The sequence below is a fragment of the Winslowiella toletana genome (assembly GCF_032164335.1).
GTDB classification, from domain to species: Bacteria; Pseudomonadota; Gammaproteobacteria; order Enterobacterales; family Enterobacteriaceae; genus Erwinia; species Erwinia toletana_A.
In genome coordinates this window covers 2,644,241-2,663,400 of the sequence record NZ_CP134152.1, presented here as the reverse complement: position 1 = coordinate 2,663,400, position 19,160 = coordinate 2,644,241, and the positions used below count along the sequence as shown (strand labels likewise).

5 protein-coding genes are annotated in these 19,160 nt (G+C 50.0%); 3 read left to right on the top strand and 2 right to left on the bottom strand.

The genetic code is table 11. From position 1 onward, the window contains the following. The first annotated feature begins 624 nt into the window (after positions 1-624). The 3 genes from RIN69_RS12395 to RIN69_RS12385 all read left to right on the top strand — a co-directional run bounded on the left by RIN69_RS12395 (position 625) and on the right by RIN69_RS12385 (position 16,596). Entirely contained in the window at positions 625-5,490 is a 4,866-nt protein-coding gene (locus RIN69_RS12395) for a hypothetical protein (protein WP_313852151.1), read from the top strand. 77 nt (positions 5,491-5,567) lie between these two features. Beyond that, positions 5,568-11,243, top strand: a complete 5,676-nt coding sequence (locus RIN69_RS12390) for a hypothetical protein (protein WP_313852149.1) — start codon at positions 5,568-5,570, stop codon at positions 11,241-11,243. Between the two features lie 61 nt (positions 11,244-11,304). Next, complete coding sequence (locus tag RIN69_RS12385; protein ID WP_313852148.1) at positions 11,305-16,596, top strand: hypothetical protein; 5,292 nt, start codon at positions 11,305-11,307, stop codon at positions 16,594-16,596. Here RIN69_RS12385 and RIN69_RS12380 read toward each other — a convergent pair. Next, positions 16,593-16,889 carry a YbdD/YjiX family protein gene (locus RIN69_RS12380; protein WP_313852147.1) on the bottom strand — a complete coding sequence of 99 codons (297 nt, stop codon included), beginning with the start codon at positions 16,887-16,889 and terminating at the stop codon, positions 16,593-16,595. The genes RIN69_RS12385 and RIN69_RS12380 overlap by 4 nt on opposite strands. Further along, positions 16,882-18,948, bottom strand: coding sequence for a carbon starvation CstA family protein (locus RIN69_RS12375; RefSeq protein ID WP_313852146.1), 2,067 nt, complete (start codon positions 18,946-18,948; stop codon positions 16,882-16,884). Before RIN69_RS12375 ends, RIN69_RS12380 begins: the two co-directional genes overlap by 8 nt. Between the last annotated feature and the right edge of the window lie 212 nt (positions 18,949-19,160).

The window sequence follows — 19,160 nt, the reverse complement described above, 5'->3', positions numbered from 1 at the left end:
CATCGCTGGTTACCCGCGGTTCCTCAACCGCTGCTCAGCAAACAGCAGAGTGACAAATTAATTTCACTGGCGCTGGGGCAGCCAGCGCAGAGGTTTTCCGGCCTGGAGCGTCGGCTGCCAGCGCTTAATAATTTGTTAGTTGATGAAATTAATCAGGCGGCAGCAAAACGCCTGGCCGGAATTGCCGGAAAAGTCCTGCCTGAGTTATTGCGGCTTAAGGTTGTTAGTGACAATCTGCATCGGCTCCATCCCTTGTTGCCCACCGCCGTCTGGGTAGCTCAGATCCTGTGGAGCCTGCGTCAACAGGGGATACTAAAGGCGCTGGATGGCGAACTCAGAATGCAGTTACATCAGTGGCTCAGCGGATTCGACGCCAGGCTGACCAGCGCGGACAGCGCCAGACTGGCACTGTCGGATAAAAGCCTTTTTCGCGCAATTGACCATTGGATTGAACAGCGGTTGGGTGATTTGCGCGGCAGTGATGGTTCATTGCCGCTAGTCGAAGCGGCCAGAAGTACCACTGTCCCGGATACTGAATCGCGCGCCCCGGTGGCAAATGGGCAACTGCGGTCTGAATCCGATCACGCTTGCGGCTTCTCTGCTGAGGGCTGGAGCCACAATAGCGTGCTGAATAACCCGGCAGCAGAAAAATCAAATCTGCTGCTTAACGTTCAGACCTGCTATGAACTGATAAAACGGGAAGCACAGCCGGCTAATTTTGCCGTCGGTTGTGCCGTGCGCAACGAGAACGTTACGGTGGTTCATCCCGACTTCAGTGCGGCGCAGTTTAGCCGAACGCTGGCGACAGACAGTAACGGCGAACTGTATTCACGTCTGCAAATAGAATGTGGGGAGTCGCCGTTAACAGTTGATGGTGCAGCCATCCCGGGGGAAAGGCTAAGGCCGCTGGCAATGAATCCGCTGGCAGGCGCGGGCGATATACTGATGCCGTTTACTGCAGATGAAAAAGAGCTGCCAGAGTCGCAGAGGGATCAGGTGGTCTCTTATGTGATTAACAGTAGCCTTGACCTGCTCAGTTATCCGAATCGCCTTTCTGAACAATCGCTGAAAGTTAAGCCGCTGGATGAGAATAACACCGTTGATACTGTTTTATTACGTGCCGGTGAAATGACGGCTGATATTCCACTCAAGCCGGGATTATTTAATCATTTATTACATCAGCAGATTCAGCAGCGAGAAACCTTACTTTCGACAGCGGATCAGTGGGGGGCTGGCTGGCCATTCGCTGGCGTGAAAGCGAGCCCTGTCAGAGCGTTACCTGCAATCACTGGGCGACAGCAGAACAGCTCTGCTGACGTCTCGGTGAACGATTTTATGGACTCGTTATACTTCAAATATCCGCAGCAATTAGAAAACTATTCAAAGGTCATCGTCACGTTAAATCAGACCAGCTCAGTTATGGATGAAGAAGTGCCACTAAAGCAGGCACTGGAGATGATGCAGGAAAAGGAGCAAGGCGTAAAGTTAACGCTAAATTCTCACCCTGGCTGGAGCAGCTCCTTTGAAAGTGATGTGAGAACATTTATTTCAGGTAAGTTTATTCACGATTTTGACCTGAATAAAATCATGGAATGGGACAGCCCAACAAATAAGCAGGCTGTCTGGTTGCTGGGGCGAGGGATAGCTAAAAAAGGGGTAGAGAAAGTTGCTGATATCATCACTAAGATGACCTCGCCAGTTTGGGATGTTAATGTGTGGGTTAATGATAGAATTAATACATTTTTAAAAGAAAACAGTGTGGATATCAGCAAAATAAACGGTAACACCACGGTAATGGCCGGTGTCTGGTTGCCATCCAATCATGGTGCTTATCATATGCCTATGTTGCATCCAAGTTTTGACGGCACCTGGCAGCCAATAGGTAATTATACGTTACGGCAAATTTTTATCCGCGAACATTTACGCAATGATAATCACTTTTTACAGGATAGCATATCATTACGCTACCCAGTTGAAATTGATCAGTCGCTACAGACTAAAATTAAGCAGTCTGATTTGCAATCGGATTATATCGAGGATCTTAAACAGGTCCTTTCTGGTGGTGATGTAAAAATAGGTATGCTTATATTATTCAGAACCATGCTGGAGAAAGCGGTAGATAAATTTTTCGCTAAATTTACAGAGAAAAAATACCCGCTGAATCTCACAAAGTTGCGAGAGTCAGCGGTGAATGGACGCTTTTGTCAGATGCAATGGAATGGTTATAAGCTGCATAATCTGGTGTTTATGCCGGAAGAAAATGAAACTAAAGGCGTGATTATTTCATTATGGGATGAGAAGTGTTGGGTAGTCTCGATAGATCCACTCAGCACTCTCTCTCTTTACGGTGACGGAAAAGCGAAAGATCTGCTGGACGCGATTAATCGAGGCGTCTCGATTGGCACACGAGCAAAATCTGCAGTCGCAGAGATAGTAGATAATCAGATCGTGATTAACACATCAGGAAAATATATCGTAGAGTTTAACGCTAAGGTTTTCGTTAAAAAATACTGGCAGCCTGCTACCGTTGACAGAGCAATATTATCTCTGACCAGCAGAGAATGGATAGAGAAAGAATTACTGATTAATTTCATTACGACGTTAAAAGATGATATGAATTACCTGGTCAAATCCCCCGGAGAGTATCAACGTGATACTGCCATTGAGGTGCTGAATACTATTGCGACTCTGATAGGGCTGTTTAACATACCCTTTACCATCACCACTGCAACCGGATCCGGATATATGGCGACAAAATTATTTAACGCCATCACCAGCTGGAAGACCAGCTTAGCGTTAACCTCAACCTTTTCAATATTCCCTAATCTGGTGCGGGCGAATACAGCCGATCGCCCTGACGATGCGGCAAAATCCTATATTGATGCTCTGCTCAGCCTGATGGGTGAAGGTGCAGGCCACCTGATCAGTAAATACGGTCTCAGACAGATTGCCGGACTGTTCTACCAGGGGGGGAAGCTGGTAAAACTGGCATTCAATCAGCTTCCTGATGAGATATTAAGCCGAATATCACAGCATGCGAATGACTATTTCGCTCTTTACAGGAAAAATATATTGCAGGTTGATGAACTATCATCTGCGGTCACCAAAATTGGCGAAAAGTATAATGTGCCATTTGTGGATGCCAAAGCACCTGCACCAATAATAGATATGACGGTGGAGTTTATTAGTTTTACTGCTTTTTTTAAGGCGTATGCGGTAAATATTTCCAGGCTGTCTGATCTTTTTACCGATGCGGCAAAAATCCCTGAAATCGCCTGGCTCTATTTTCAAAATAAAGGATTTCAGGTGTTATTCGGTGGGGTCGTGCGGTGGGATAATCTTATTGATGCCAGCCCAAAAATCCACTATATCGTGCGAGTCAAATCCCAGCCTCCTGAGGTTAATTCAGGCTTTGTGGAAACCGAAGATGTTATTGTTGATTTCTCTTCTGGTCGATTTGCTCCAGACGATGCTAAAGGCGAGTCAATTTCTGGCGAAAAAAAGTGGTTAATGACCTTTAGCGAATTAAGCCAGAATCGCGATAAAGCCATCAGCATTGAATGGTTTGATAATCCGCAGCAAGCAGTGAGTTATTACAAGAAGCTCCAGAATGCCAATAAGATGAATATTGCGCATTTTGCCAATGCAATGGAAGTCAGGCCTGAGTGGTATAACCATGCACTGAAGCGCAGGGCGCTGCTCGAAATTGAGACCCGACAGGCGGCGATGCTGGAAGAAATTTATAAGATAGAGAATGAGATCGAGTTACCTGATTTAAACGAATTAACCCGCGACACGGCAAGCCTCAGGCTCGGTACGCTGTTTGCACAAGGAACCCTACCGGCGTTTGATGCATTAAGTAAAAAAATAAACGTATTGCTGACCAGGCCAATCAGTAAACAGGTAGTGGCCTTACCGGAAGGAGAGTATTTTCTGATCGGTGCCGAGTTGCGCGGCATCAGGAGTGATCATCAAGGAAATGTCACGCTGGTTAATTATTCCGCGCCGGCCAGGCAGATAATTAATAATCTGACCCAAACCTATGCGCCCGCCGAAATTCTTAAAGCTGGACAGGCGGCAGTAAACAGCAGTTTATATGCATCAAGACTGGATGAGTTACTCATGCATCAGGAAACAGACAGCGATATATCATTGCCTAAGAAGCGTTATCATGAGCTAAATAAAAGTTCAGAGTGGTTTGGGCAGAAAGTTAATGATATTCGTGTGCCGCTTATTATGGCGGTTAACAGCACAACAATTGGTATGGCAGAAACGGAAAAAGAACATCAGGTAGCCAATGTCATCCCAGCGGAATCGATTAAATTTGTGCTGGCTCCCGACGATTTAAATCATTTGGTTCGGGATATTCTGCTGTCAGTCCGAAAGAAGCCCATTCCGGTCAGATCGCTGTTGATAGAAGACTCTGTACCGTTACAGCAAATGCTTGCTCAGGCGGAAGCTTATGTGCTTTTCCCCACTGAAGACACCACTCTTAACACCATTAAGGGCTATGAGCAGCAGCCGTGGATGCCAGTTATCAATTTACATGCCAGCACGCAGTTTATTAGTTATGCCACCGCAAAGATATTGCGGGAACAGACTCGCCGCGACAGCTATCGACATTTCCTCGGCGGCTACGGCAAGGAGGTAACCAGCTATAGCGATATTTCCGCCGCAGAACCCGGTGCGTGCATTGCAATTTTTGATGCGGAACTGGGGCCGGGGGAACCGCCATTGTCACATGCCATGATGATGGTTAAGGATGCGGCGGCAGTCGGCGTGAATAACCAGTTGATTGGTGGTCTGCCGGGCTGGGAGAAAATCTGGCTGGGTACGCTTAACTGGATTCAGGATAAGCAACTCGGCTTTGTAATCGAGGCGGATGGCCATAAATATCGTATGCGCATCCAGCAATCAACGCACCAGCCGGAAATTACAGCGCCTGAAATCATCCCGGAGATAAATATCTATACCCGGCGCGTGCTGGAAATTGCGAGGAATTATGCGTCGTCTGCGGGGGCTCATGATGCAAAAAACGCAGGAATGGGTGAGCCATCATGGTTTGCCATAATCCGGCTGTATGCATTGGCAGGAGCGATAAATCTGACCAGAATGCACCAGTTATTGAATACAATTCGTCCTGATGATTATCAATCCTTACTTGGTGATACGCCGCAGCTTGCCCGAAGTTTAACGGAATTAGTTAATGCTGATGCCGGATCGCTACTGTTGTTTACCGAGCAATCAGCCGGTCAGATTAAAGGAAAGCCTGCAATGGTTCATGCCATGATGATGAACGCCAATGGCATAGCAACAGGGATGAATAACCAGGTTATTGGCCAGCAGCCGGGATGGCAGAATATCGACCTTGCTGCTCTTAAATACGATCCGGACAACCGCTATGGACTGGTGTTGCTGGCCGGAAATCGCCGATTTAACTGCATCATCAGTCCGCTTTCTGGCAATAAGTTACTGGGTATGAATGGTTAGTTAATTGTCCCGTTCTATTGCAGCGCGATCTGCTCATGGCATCAGAGGATGATCGCCAACCGTCAAGGATGACCATTATGAAATTAAATTTTTCTCATTCAGAAAGTATTGTGGCGGCCTCAGCGATGCATGCCAACAACAGTGTGGCTCAGGGCAGGTTGATTGGCTCACTGAAAGCGATCATTAATCTGTCGTACGCCCTGTTTCGTACCGCGCCGGAACATGATTATTCGCGCGCGTTTGCAGAAGCCAGGCAAGATTTTACTCAGCCGCAGCGGGATGCCGGCGAGTTTATTGCCAGCATTCGCCGTCGGCTACAACAGCCGGAAGCGCTGCAACTGATGCGCCAGCAGCCTGAAGATCGCTCCTTTGATGGTATCAAACAATGGTTGCCGACCGTTGTGATGCCATTACTGAGCGAAAACCAGCTGCGCAAACTGGCTTGTCTGGCGTTGAATATCAACCCGCAAAGGTTTAGCCCGGCATTTTTTGTCAGTCTGGAGATGACCCATCCCGCGCTGTATAACCTGCTGGTGGATGAAATCAATCAGGCTGCCGCAGCACAGCAGACCAGCGTCGCCATGCGTGCCATTCCGCAGCTGCTCAGGCTCCGGGTGGTCAGTGATAATCTCCGTTCTCTTCATCCGCTGTTACCCACGGTAGTCTGGGCAGCACAGATACTGTGGCAAATCAGCAGGCAGGGAATAATGTCGGCGCTGGATACCGAATTAAGACTGCAACTGCATCAGTGGCTGTCCTCTTTTGACGGGAGTTCTCCCGGTCAGCATCCCGGCAGGCTGGCACTGTCGGACCAAAACCTGTACAGCCTGCTAAATAACTGGGTGGAGCGGCGGCTGAGTGACGATCGTCAGCGGCTGCCGGAGTCGGGCAGAAGCGCAGCGGATTACAGGGAAATGTCGCCAGAGGAGGCTGAAAGTCGTCAATTGCTGGTGGCTGCTGAGGGATGGGTGAGCAACAGTGAGCTGAACGTGGCGGGAAATGAGTGTGCTGAGCTACTGGTAAAGGTAAAAACCTGCCATGAAATGCTGAAACTCCACACTGCACCGGTCAATTTTGCTACAGGCTGCCCGGTTCCGAGGCTTAATCATTCAGTTCCGCAGCAGAATAGTGAAGTTGCCAGTACTCAATTTGCCTACTCAGTGACGCAGGATAGTCGTGGCCAGCTGTTTGAACGTCTGCAAATTGAAACTGGCCCACAACCTTTTATGCTGTCGGGTGTGAGCATTCCGGACCATCAGCCACGTGCGCGCGCGGTGAATGAGCTGGCCGGGCCGGATGATGTACTGATGTTGCTTCCGTCTGAACAGCAGCAGCAGGACAATGAAGATATCAGTCAGCTTTACTCTGGATTAAAGCGCTGGACAGAACATCAGCTTAGCTTGCCTGATGGAATAGCAGACCGGGTCCGGTCGGTTAAGAATCCGGTATTTTATCGCCCGGGCGAAAGAGAGGTGGCAATTCCCTTACAAGCTGGTTTTTTTAACCAGCTATTACACAAGATGGCGCATCCGCACCACGTAATCCCCGAGGTTGGCGCGAATGCCTGGCCCTTGCCTGGTGCTGCCGGCCAATTTTTTGGCATGGTAACGCTTCCCGCCATTATCAGTAAGCCGAACGCTGGGTCTGTGGCGATAACGGCAGAAGATTTTTATCAGTCACTGTTGTTCAAATATCGCGAGGAGTTAATTAACTATCCTGACGTGACCGTGACGCTTAATCATCATGGCGATATCAGCGATCAGCTGATGCCGCTGTTACGTGCTTTACAAATGATCACCGAACCACACCGCGACGTACCGCATCTGACGCTGAACTATCATCCGGACTGGAGTGCTTCGCTGCGTACCGAAGTGGAGAACTTTGCCTCGGGTGCGCTGCTGGCGGATATCGATCCACAAGAACCGATGAACTGGGAAAGTGCTGAAAATCAGTATGCTGCCTGGTTAATTGGCGTCGGGCTGGCGAGAAAAAGCCTCGATAAAATGGATGAGGTGATCAATAAGTTGCGGTCGCCGGTCTGGGATGTTCGCAGCTGGATTAATGATAAAATTAATCAGATCGTTATTGACGGCGGCGGTGATATTCGCAAGGTTAACGGTACTACCCCAATCGGCGTCGGCGTCAGGCTGCCTGTTAATCAGGGCAGGCAGTATCTGCCGCTGCCTGTTTTATCCGGGCAATGGTTTAAAGTCGGCGACTATACGCTACTGGATATTTTTACGCGGGAATATTTACGCGGAAATTATCGCTATGAGAGCCTGGAATTTAAATTTCCTGCCAATATTAGCGACAGCCTTAAAAAGAGTATACTGAATACTGATTTACAATCGAAATATATTACCGAACTGACACAGGTGCTTTCGGAAGGCGATGTTAAAGCTGGAATGCTTAGGTTGTTCAGGATTATGTTTGAGCGCGCAGTTGAAAGCTGGAGCTTAAAAACTAAAGCCATAAAAAGTTACTTTGATGAGAGTAAGATTCGCGCAGCCATTCTGAATGATCGGGTATTTCAGATTGAGTGGCATGGTCACAGGTTGAATAATATGCTTTTTATTCCCGCGGAAGAAGGAAGTGTTAGTCAGGGTGTGATTATTTCACTGTGGAATGAAAATTCCTGGGAGGTGAATATTGATTTGGCCGGAAACCTCTCTTTTTTTGATAAAAGCAAAGCAGAAGATTTTATTGATGTGGTTTATAAGAGTATGTCAGTTAAGGGACGGCGCGAGTGCCCCAGTGCAAATATCAGGAATAATCAGATTGAAATCAATCATTCAGGCTACTTTAAACTTGAATTTGTCGGTAAGACTTGGGTAAAAAAAACATGGGTAGAACCAAGCACTGACAAGTCGATAGTGTCGCTCAATATCCCGCAAGGTGGCATCGAGGTAGAACTCCTTAAATCCTTTGTCTATACCCTGCGTGCAGATATGGATTACCTGATCAAATCTGATGCCGAGCACTTCAGAGACAGCACCATTGAAGTCCTCAATACGGTAGCATTGATGATTGGATTATACGTGATGCCAAATGCGGCTATACCGCTTAAGGGAATCAGTGAGTCAGCGGCCAAACTGGCGACCGCGGTAACTAACTGGAAAACCAGCTTAGTGCAGTCGGCTTCCTTAACAATATTTCCCAACCTGGTTAAAGGATTCACCGCTGACCGACGTGTAGAGGCGCAAAAGGCCTACCTGAACGCTGCGCTGGGTCTGATCGGTGAGGGAGGAAGTTATCTGATTGCACAGCACTGCCCAAAAGTATTGGTAAGTTTATTCAAGCAGGGCAACAGAATGGTTAAAATTCACGTTGACCAGTTACCAGGGATTGTTTCAGATAAGATATTGCAATATACAAAAAACACCTTCAGTATTTATAATTCCGCGATGTGCCGTATTTTTGGTGTGCCTTTACCTGATAACGTCTCACGACCACAGTATCCGCAATTGCTGCGAAAAGCGAAATCCCCGGCACCGATCGAAATGATTCGAAAGGTGATTGAAGGCTTTCCTGATTTTTTAAATAATCACCACAGACAGTTATTTACCGGTAAAAATCTGTTTACCAATCTGGTTATGATGCCGGGTATTCTGATGGAGTACCTGCAAAGTAATCACTATCAGGTTGAAATTGGCGAGATATTAGTATGGGGAAGCCTGAGTGACGGTCGACCAGTAAATCACTATCCACTTAAAGTTATTTCCGCGCCGGTTGGTGGTGCGCATTCCGCTCATCCCGTCGAAAACAGCATCATTGAATTTACGATTTCGCATTATAAACCGGGTGATACTGAGCAAATCATCATCACTGCTGAAGAGCAGTGGTTGGCTCGGGCGCAGTTCAAAGATAAAGCCGTCAGCATCGTCTGGTACAGCACGCTGGAGCAGGTCAAAGAACGCTATCGGGTAACCATTCACTCACGACAGCTGGCCCTCTCTTCTTTCCCGGACTCAATGGCGTTATGTCCCGAATGGCGTCATCAGCAAATAAAACAGAGTGCATTAGAGGAGATTGAAAAGCTGCAAGAAAAAGTACGGAAAGAAATTTATCTACTGGAAACCCTGATTAATGTTTACGGATTTAACCCCGAGACGCTGAGTCTGCGGCTTGGGCAGCGTTTTGTTGTTGGTACGCTGCCGACGTTTGATGAGATGGGTGAAAAGCTGCGCCTGTTGGCTGAGAATCCTGTTGCTATGCAGCCGGTCCCGTTACCTGAAGGTGACTATCTGCTGATAGGCTGCGATCTGCGCGGCATTAGTGATATTGCCAATGGCACTGTCACACTGACCGACTTTGGTGCACCAGCAGCACTGATAAAGCAGCAGAGGCTACAGGGATATTTACCCCGGCAGGTGCTTGAGGCCGGAATGGCGGCGGAAACCAGCCAACTGTATGCCTACCGTGTGGATGAATTTCTGGTGCATCGCAATCGGACGGATATCGCCCTGCCGGAACAGCGGTTGGCGCTGCTGGAGGCGGCAACTGACTCGCTGGGTAAGGAAGTCAAATATGCTCACGTCCCGTTGATTATTGCGGTGGATAAAACGCGGTTAGCCGATGATTCCACCATAGTAAATAATCAAATCAATGCCACTCTGCCGCTGGAAGCGCTGCTGTTTGTTATTGCACCGCAGGATCTCCTCAGACCGGTCAGGCAGATTCTGAGCACGCTGCGTGCCGCCCCGATTCCGGTTAGCGCGCTACTTATTGAATATTCGCCGAAGTTGCTAAAAGCCATTGCGCTGGCAGAAAGTTATGCCTTGCTCCCGGGCTTTGAAGATGCCCGGCTGGCGATGGAAAAAGACAGCCTGCGTCCGTGGATGGCGATTGTAAATTTGCAGGCCAGTAGCGGGTTTATCGATCATATGCAGTTGAAGGTGTTGCAGCAGCAGGTTCGGGCGGAAGATTACCGATTATTTCTGGAAAAAAATCCCCGGCGGGTAAAGAGTCTTGATGATATCCGTAAGGCACAACCCGGCGCGCGTTGCATCTTTAGCGAGATGCAGGCAGGGCCAGGCGAACCGCCGTTGTCACATGCCATGATGATGCTGAGAGAGGGGGCGGCGGTAGGAGCCGATAATCAGATTATTGGCGGTAAGCCTGGCTGGCAAAAAATGTATCTGACGACGCTGAACTGGATTGAGGATGCGCAATACGGTTTTGTACTCGAATTTAACGGCGCGAAGTTCAGGATGCTGATTCAGACCTCACTGGAACAGCCGGTTGCGCCATTATCTCCGCCGGGAGAGGGGCTGGATACCGCCATCAGGCGGGTCATCTCCCTGGCGGAAAATCATATAGACAACCCTGACATTGCGGATAATTTAAAGGTTTACTGGGGAGAATTAGTAAAACTGTATCAGGAGGCAGAACTTCTCGATAAAAATACCGCCAGTCTGATTATGCACAGCACCAGCGAAGATAACTTCGAGTTATTCCTCGGTCAGTATCCGCAACTCGCCCGCAGTCTGTCAGAGCTATTTGAGGCGGTTCCCGGCTCCCGCATTGCCTTTACGGAAAAGACCGCTGCCGGTAAACATAAATTAGTTCATGCCATGATTATGACCTACGGCGGATTTGCCGCCGGCGTTAACAATCAGGTTTTAGGCGGTGATGCAGGGTGGAATAAAATCCACTTGGCTGCGCTGCAGTACAGCAATGATACCCGGCTGGGCCTGGTGTTGGAGGCAGGAAGCCGCCGTTTCAATTGCATCATTATTCCTCCGTGGAGCTAAGGCTAACCGGTCGAATTAAAGGATGTACCTGGAGCGTTACCCCTTGTAATGGATGATTATTGTGAAACCTACCTCCTTTCAGCCTGGCGTTGGCGTTGCGCAGCTGGCCAGCACGACCTCAGTTGCGTCAGCAGAAAATCAGCGTGGGCGCAGCGTATGGGGCAACTTATTGACTGCGGTGATAAACACTTCGTTTAGTTTGTCGGTTGCTCCACCCGCACAGGATTATCAACTGGCGTTTAATCAGGCCGGTGCTCGTTACGGCGTGGCGCAGCACACCGCCGCAGAATTTGTTGTCGCTATTCGCCGCCGCTTACAGCAAGCAGATGCAGTGGCAATAATGCGTACCAGTGGCGAAAGTGATCGCTTTCACTCCCTCAAACGCTGGTTACCCGCGATACCACAACCACTGCTTGGCGCAGAGCAGTTGTGCGCTTTAGCCAGCCTGGCGCTGGGTCTGAAGCCATCAGCACTGGAGCTGGACAGCTTTTTTCGGCTGCAACAAAACCAGCCGGCGTTGTATCAGCTGTTGGTTGATGAAATTAATCAGGCCGCAGCCAGGCAAAGTAACGGCATCGGTGAAAATGCGCTGCCAGCGCTATTGCGGCTGAAAGTGTTCAGCGACCAGTTGAATAAGATCCATCCTTTACTGCCGATGGTGGTATGGGCTATTCAGGTGTTGTGGCAGGTCCGGCGGCAGGGGGGGCTGAATACGCTGGAGGCAGAACTGAGAATCCATTTACACCACTGGCTTGGCACGCTGGATAGCGAGCCATCACTGACGGGTAGTCACCGCCGTGCAACTTCGGATAAAAACCTGTTTCTCTGTATCAACGGCTGGCTGGAAAGGCGGCTGGACGATCTGCACGGCAGTGATGGTATGCAGCCATTACTGCATCCTGCCAGAAGCGTCACTGCCGGGCAGCCACCCAACATAAGCGTCACCTCCGATATATTCCCTGCAACTGCCCCGGTATCGACGCTGCCTGCCGATGGCTGGCTGGTGAACAGCGCTCTGAATATGGCGGGAGTGGCCGATACCGATCTGTTAGTCGAGGCCAATACCTGTATCGAGTTGCTTAAGCGAGAAATGCAGCCATTGAATCTGGCGGTGGGCTGTGCGCCGTCAGCGACAAACCGTTCAGTTAAAGCAGAGCCGCTGGCGGGTGTGCAGTTCTGGCGCTCACTGGTGCTGGATGAGACGGGAAAGGTAGCTTCACGTTTGCAGATAGAGAGTGGAGATTTTCCTGTACGGCTGCAGGGAGTGACGATTCCGTCTACCTTGCCACGGCCCCAGACCGTGACAGCGTTAGCCGGGCCGGGAGATACGCTGATCGCTTTGCCGCCGTCAGCCGGGGAGCCGTCTGCTGACAAACTCAGACAGATGGCCTCAAGGCTAATGCTATCTGCTTCGTTTCCGATCCCAGCGCAGCAGGATATCAAGCTCGCAGATCGGCTACACAGGATAAATAACATTCTGTCAGCTGATTCTGCTGCAACTGAGGCTGACAGCCTGCCCGCCAGCGGCTGGCTGGGCGGCCTCAGTTATCAGACGCTATGGCAGCACCCCAGGCTGCAGGCTACGCCGGTTTCCACGGGCTCGGCCTGGCCGTTATCCGCCGCCAGCGCGCAGAAATCAGAGCTACCTGCGCGGTTTAAAAATCAACGTCAACGGCTGGCATCGTCATTTACTGTCGATGATTTCTATCAGTCACTGCTGCTGACATATCGCGAACAGTTAACGAAATATTCACGGGTTACCGTAACTCAACAGTATCAGGGGGAAATCCGCGACAAGGTGTTACCGCTGGAGCAGGCGCTGCACATGATCGATGAAGCGCAGGGCAGCCAACCGCATTTGACGCTTAATTTTCATCCAGAGTGGAGCAATGCCCTGCGCAAGGAAATTGAAGGTTTTATTCTGTACAGACCGGTGGCTGATATTGATAGCGCAGAAAATATGGACTGGCAGAGCACTAACAATCAGCAGGCCACCTGGCTGGCCGGAACAGGCATCGGCAGAGCCAGTTTAAATGAAATGACCGATATTCTGTTGAAAATTCAATCTCCGGTATGGGATGTGCATAAATGGTTAACCGATAAAGTGGATCTGATCGTCAAAGAGTTCAGGGGGGATACCACTAAAATCAACGCCCGCACGCCGGTCAATATTGCGGTCAGGTTGCCGTCAAGTCATGGCCGGCAGCATATTCCGATGCCGGGTTATGCCGGTACTTTGCAATCTCTCGGCAACTACACCGTTATGGATATTGTCACCCGGGAATATTTACGTAAGCATTTTCGCTATGAGAGTATGAATTTTATTTTTCCTGCTGGCGTCAGCAGTGAGCTGAAACAGCGACTGCTGGAAATTGATATGCAGGCGCTGTATATGCGTGAACTGGAAGAGGCTCTCACTGAGGGCGTGATAAAACAGGGGGTACTGAGTTTATTTCAAAAAACCTTCGAGCACGCACTGGATGCTTTTTATGAAAAGAATAAACAAAATCGCAGTGAGATGACTAATCAACAGGTACGCGAGGCGGTAAGTCAGAAAAGATTTTTTCGCCTGGTCTGGCAAGGGGAACGGTTAACTAATCTGATTTTTATCGCGACGGAAACGGATTCTTTCAGTAAAGGTATTATTCTTTCCATGTGGGACAAAAGTGCTTATTCAGTCAGGATCGACCCGGCTGAGTTTCTCTGTTTATACCATGGTGGCAAGGCTGAAAAGTTACTCGATTTAATTGAAAAAAATATGTCAATTAAAGCGCGCCTGACCTCCGAACGGGCAGAAATTAGTGATAACAAGATTAAAATCAATACGTCAGGATATTATGCTATCAGGGTGTCGGGTAAGCTTCGTACTGAAAGAGAGTGGATAGCGCCTGACGTAGATAAAAGTATGCTGGTGCTGATAAAAAGCCGTAATCATCACGAGGATTGTCTGACCAGCCTGGTGACTACGCTCAAATCTGATATGGATTATCTGGTAAAATCCAACGTTGAGCACTTTCGCGACAGTGCCATTGAAGTCCTGGACACTATCTCCACGCTGGTGAGTATTTTAACCGTGCCGGCCACTCTTGCTCCGGTAGCAGGGTTGACGAGCATGGGCAGGGGAATCTTCGCGGCGATTTCCAGCTGGAAAGCCAGTTTTACGTTTACCTCTACATTGTCTGTTTTTCCCGGACTGGTGAAAGCTATCACCGCCGATCGCCCGGAAGAAGCACAAAGAGCCTATATTGACGCCGCACTGGTATTACTGGGTGAAGGCGGGCGTTACCTGGTGACTCAGTATGGTACCAGAACGATAGTTGGCCTGTTCAGGCAGGGCAGCAAGGTGATTAAAATTGGCTGGGATAAATTGCCGGAAACAGTATCCAACCAAATTATTCAACATGCTAAACAGGTATTTTCGGCTTATAAAAGAGAAATTCGTCGCATTGCTGGCTTAACCTTACCGGCTGAACCCTTTGGTAAACATTATCCGTTTTCGTTTATTGATGCCAGGTATCCGGCACCGGTCAGCCAGATTAAACATGAGCTGGCTGACTTTGCACAATATATTAACCAGCACCATAAACAGTTGTTGCAACCGAAAATGATGACGGCTGAGCAGGGTAATTTTGCCGAAGTTGTTCAGCACTACTTGCAGGCTCGTGGACATAAAGTAGAGATTGGCGCGGTGGCCAGCTGGAGCAGTATCGGTGATGCGCAGCCTGCTCTTCGTTATATCGCCAGGGTGAAATCGCCTAAGCCTGATATTGATGCAGAACTCTGTGAAATAGACGATACCATCATCGAATTTACTGCCGAGAATTTTAAAGCCAGCGATCCGTTGGGGAGATCAATTTGTAGTGAAGAGGGCTGGCAAGAACGCTTATTTACTCTGAATCAGAATAAAGCGATCGGCGTTGAGTGGTTTAATACATTGTCTCAGGCTCGTGCACGATTTAATCCTCTGGTGCCGGGAAGGTCGATGCTGATATCTCTGTCTTCTGACTCGATAATCCTGCAACCTGACTGGTATAAAGCCTTAGCAAAACGGGCTGCGCTGTCTGAAATAGATGCTAGCCAGGCGATATGGCGCCAGTCGCTTCATTCTCTTGAAGAAGAGAGTATCAATAAACATGGGATGATAATCATCACTGATTTAATTAGCCTGAAGCTTGGCGATCTGTTTGCTAAAGGTTATATCCAGGGGTTTGATGCCATGGGGAAAAAGCTTAACGTGCTGGCCAATAAAAAGATTAGCCAGCGGCCAGCGGCACTGCCTGCCGGAGAGTATCTGCTGGTTGCCAGCGATATACGCGGTATCAGTAGCGATAATCAGGGTAATGTTACTCTGACTAACTTTGCCGCGCCAAAGGCGCTATTCGAGCAAAACCGTATCCAGGGTTATCCCCCCGATCAGATTATTGCGGCAGGCACGGCGGCGGAAGTCAGCAGCCTGTATGCGCCAGGATTTGATGATCTGTTCCTGAAGCAGGCGAAAGAGCAAAATGTCACGCTGGCGAAAATGCGGCTTTCCCGGCTTGAAAGCGGTGCGCGCTGGCTGGAGAAAAACAGTTATCACCTGAAAGTGCCGCTGATTTTCGCCCTTAACAGCACCGAGGCGCAGATGGAAAATAATCAGCTCAATGATACTTTTGCCGCCGAAGATATTTTATTTGTGCTGGCACCCGATGATATCACCGATCAGGTTAAACAGGTTCTGGCCCCGCTGGGTAAGCGGCCAATACCTGTCAGCCCACTGTTGATTGATGACGCATTCGCACTGCACGAGCTGATGAGCCTGGCGAAACATTATATTCTGCTGCCGGAGTTTGAAACCTCGCAACAGGCACTGGCGGGTGGTGATAATGCGCCGTGGATACCGCTGATCAATTTACAGGCCAGTGCCGGATTTATCAGCCAGTCAGTAGCCAGCAAGTTGCGAGAGTCAACGCAGTCCGGGAATTACCGATACTTTCTCGGTGAGGCGAGCAAGGTGATTCATTCGCTGGAACAGCTTGAGAGGGCGGAGCCTGCCGCAAGAATGGTATTTATTGATGTCGATCCCCAGCCCAATATTACCCTGACGTCCCATACCGTCATGATGCTTGAGGACGGCACCGCCATAGGCGCGAATAATCAACTTATCGGAGGCAGCAGCGGTTGGGAAAAAATCTATCTGAAGTCGCTTAACTGGCTGGAGGATAAATACCACGGCCTGGTGCTGGAAAATAACGGTAAACGTTATCGCTTGCATGTACAGACTACGCCGTTAACCGAACAAAGTGAGGGCGGCCTGACGTCGTTGATAGAGGATGTCGCAAAGCCCCCTCTGTTCGAGGGGGCTGACGATTAGCAGGGGCACTTACCCAGTTTTCCCGCTTTGCTGGGGAAACGTGCTTCCAGGCAGTAGCGATGAAAGTCACGCTCACTCATGGGTGGGGTCAGCGGATGCTGCGCCTGCATATGGCGCAGATAATTTTGATAGTCCTGTACGCCGACCATCAGACGAAAACATTGCGCCAGCCGTTTAACGATTAACCTTAGCGATAACGGCTCGGCTGGTGGTGGCGCCGTGATTAACCGGTGGCAGCGAAGCAGCTGCGGCACGCCGGTCAGCGCTCGACGCGCATGGATAGCATCAGGCATGACGACCCTCCTTGCGCAGTGAGATCTCCGCTTCATGCATAGTCGGCACGCTACTTTTCAGCGCACGGCGAATGACAAAGCAGGCCGAGACCAGCATGGTGATCGCCACCAGCATAAAGAAGCCGCACAGTGCCGCATTGATCTGATTACTCAGCACAATAGTCTGCATATCGGCGATGGTTTTGGCGGGGGCAATCATCACGCCATCTTCAATGCCTTTTGAGAATCTCTTCGCCTGCGCGAGGAAGCCAATACTCGGTTTTTCGTGGAAAATCTTCTGCCAGCCTGCGGTCATCGAGGTGATAAACAGAAACACCGTCGGCAGGATGGTGACCCACGCATAGCGCTGTTTTTTCATTTTAAACAGCACCACAGTACCAAGGATTAGCGCCATTGATGCCAGCATCTGGTTACCAATACCAAACAGCGGCCACAGGGTATTGATGCCGCCCAGCGGATCGATTACCCCCTGGTAGACAAAGAATCCCCAGCCGGCGACCGCGACGGTGGTTCCCGAGAGGTTACCCAACCATGAACGGTTATTGGCCATCGATGGCACTACGGTACCGACCAGATCCTGCACCATAAAGCGACAGGCGCGGGTACCGGCATCAACCGCGGTGAGGATAAACAGCGCTTCGAACAGGATGGCAAAGTGATACCAGAAGGCCATCATGGCGCGGCTGTTAAACACCTCGGTAATAATATGCGCCATACCGACGGCAAAGGTCGGTGCACCACCGGCGCGTGACAGCACGCTGTTTTCGCCAACGTCGCGGGCAATACCGCTGAGCATTTCCGGCGTCACCACAAAGCCCCAGCTGTTAATTACCTGTGAGGCGCTCTCTACCGTGATGCCAATCAGCGCCGCAGGAGAGTTCATGGCAAAGTAGACGCCTGGGTCGATAACGGATGCGCAGATCAGCGCCATGATGGCGACGAACGACTCCATCAGCATCGCGCCATAGCCGATAAAGCGAATATGACTTTCACGCTCAACCAGTTTCGGCGTTGTGCCGCTGGACACCAGCGCGTGGAAACCAGAGATGGCACCACAGGCGATGGTAATAAACAGGAACGGGAACAGCGCACCGGAAAACACCGGGCCGCTGCCGTCGATAAAGCGCGATACCGCGGGCATCTTCATTTCCGGCGCGGCAAATACAATGCCAACGGCCAGGCCGACGATCACGCCAATTTTCAGGAAGGTGGAGAGGTAGTCACGCGGTGCCAGCAGCAGCCAGACCGGCAGTACCGAAGCGATAAAGCCATAAATCACCAGCACCCAGGTCAGTGACGTGCCTTTCAGGGTAAAGAACGGCCCCCAGTAAGGATGCTGGGCGATATCGCCACCGTAGATAATCGCCGCCATCATTAACACAAAGCCGATGATCGAGACTTCAGCAATTTTTCCCGGCCGCAGAAAGCGCATATAAACGCCCATAAACAGCGCGATAGGAATGGTTGCGGCAATGGTAAACAGACCCCATGGGCTGTCTGCCAGGGCTTTTACCACCACCAGCGCCAGTGCAGACAGAATGATAATCATCACCGCCAGCGCGCCAAGCATAGTGATGACCCCGGCGAAGGCACCGAGCTCCTGTTTTGCCATTTCCCCCAGAGAGCGACCGTCGCGGCGGGTAGAGATAAACAGAATCAAGAAATCCTGTACCGCACCCGCCAGCATCACGCCGACCAGAATCCAGATGGTGCCCGGCAGGAAGCCCATTTGTGCGGCAAGTATCGGCCCGACCAGCGGCCCGGCACCGGCAATCGCGGCGAAGTGGTGACCAAACAGCACCCATTTATTGGTCGGCACATAATCCAGCCCGTCATTAAGGCGTTCGGCAGGAGTGAGACGGCGATCGTCCAGCTCGAAGATATTGCGGGCAATAAACAGGCTATAAAAGCGGTAGGCGATGCTGTAGCAGGAAACGGCGGCAATCACCAGCCAGACGGCGTTGACATGCTCGCCGCGACTGACTGCCAACATGCCAAAGGCAAAGGCACCGATTAACGCCACAACTAACCAGATAACTCCGGTTTTGACGTTTTTCATTACACAACTCCTTGTTTGGTCCAGAGGGAAAGGATCAGATTTAGCAACAAGTTAAAAGTAATGTAATGGTTTGTTAATGAAAGTGAATCAGCAGAAAAGTGTGAGCTACAGCTAAAGTAATTGATTTACCTGGGGAGGGATCGTTCAGGGGAGCCGTTTCCGACTCCCGTGCTGATAAGATGCGGGGTGCAAATCCTCAACAGGAATGACGA

What these genes read in the sequence shown, in the direction of transcription:
- RIN69_RS12390 (WP_313852149.1), top strand. Translation starts at nt 5,568, where the DNA reads ATGAAATTAAATTTTTCTCATTCAGAAAGTATTGTGGCGGCCTCAGCG.
- RIN69_RS12375 (WP_313852146.1), bottom strand. Translation starts at nt 18,948, where the DNA reads ATGAAAAACGTCAAAACCGGAGTTATCTGGTTAGTTGTGGCGTTAATC.
- RIN69_RS12380 (WP_313852147.1), bottom strand. Translation starts at nt 16,889, where the DNA reads ATGCCTGATGCTATCCATGCGCGTCGAGCGCTGACCGGCGTGCCGCAG.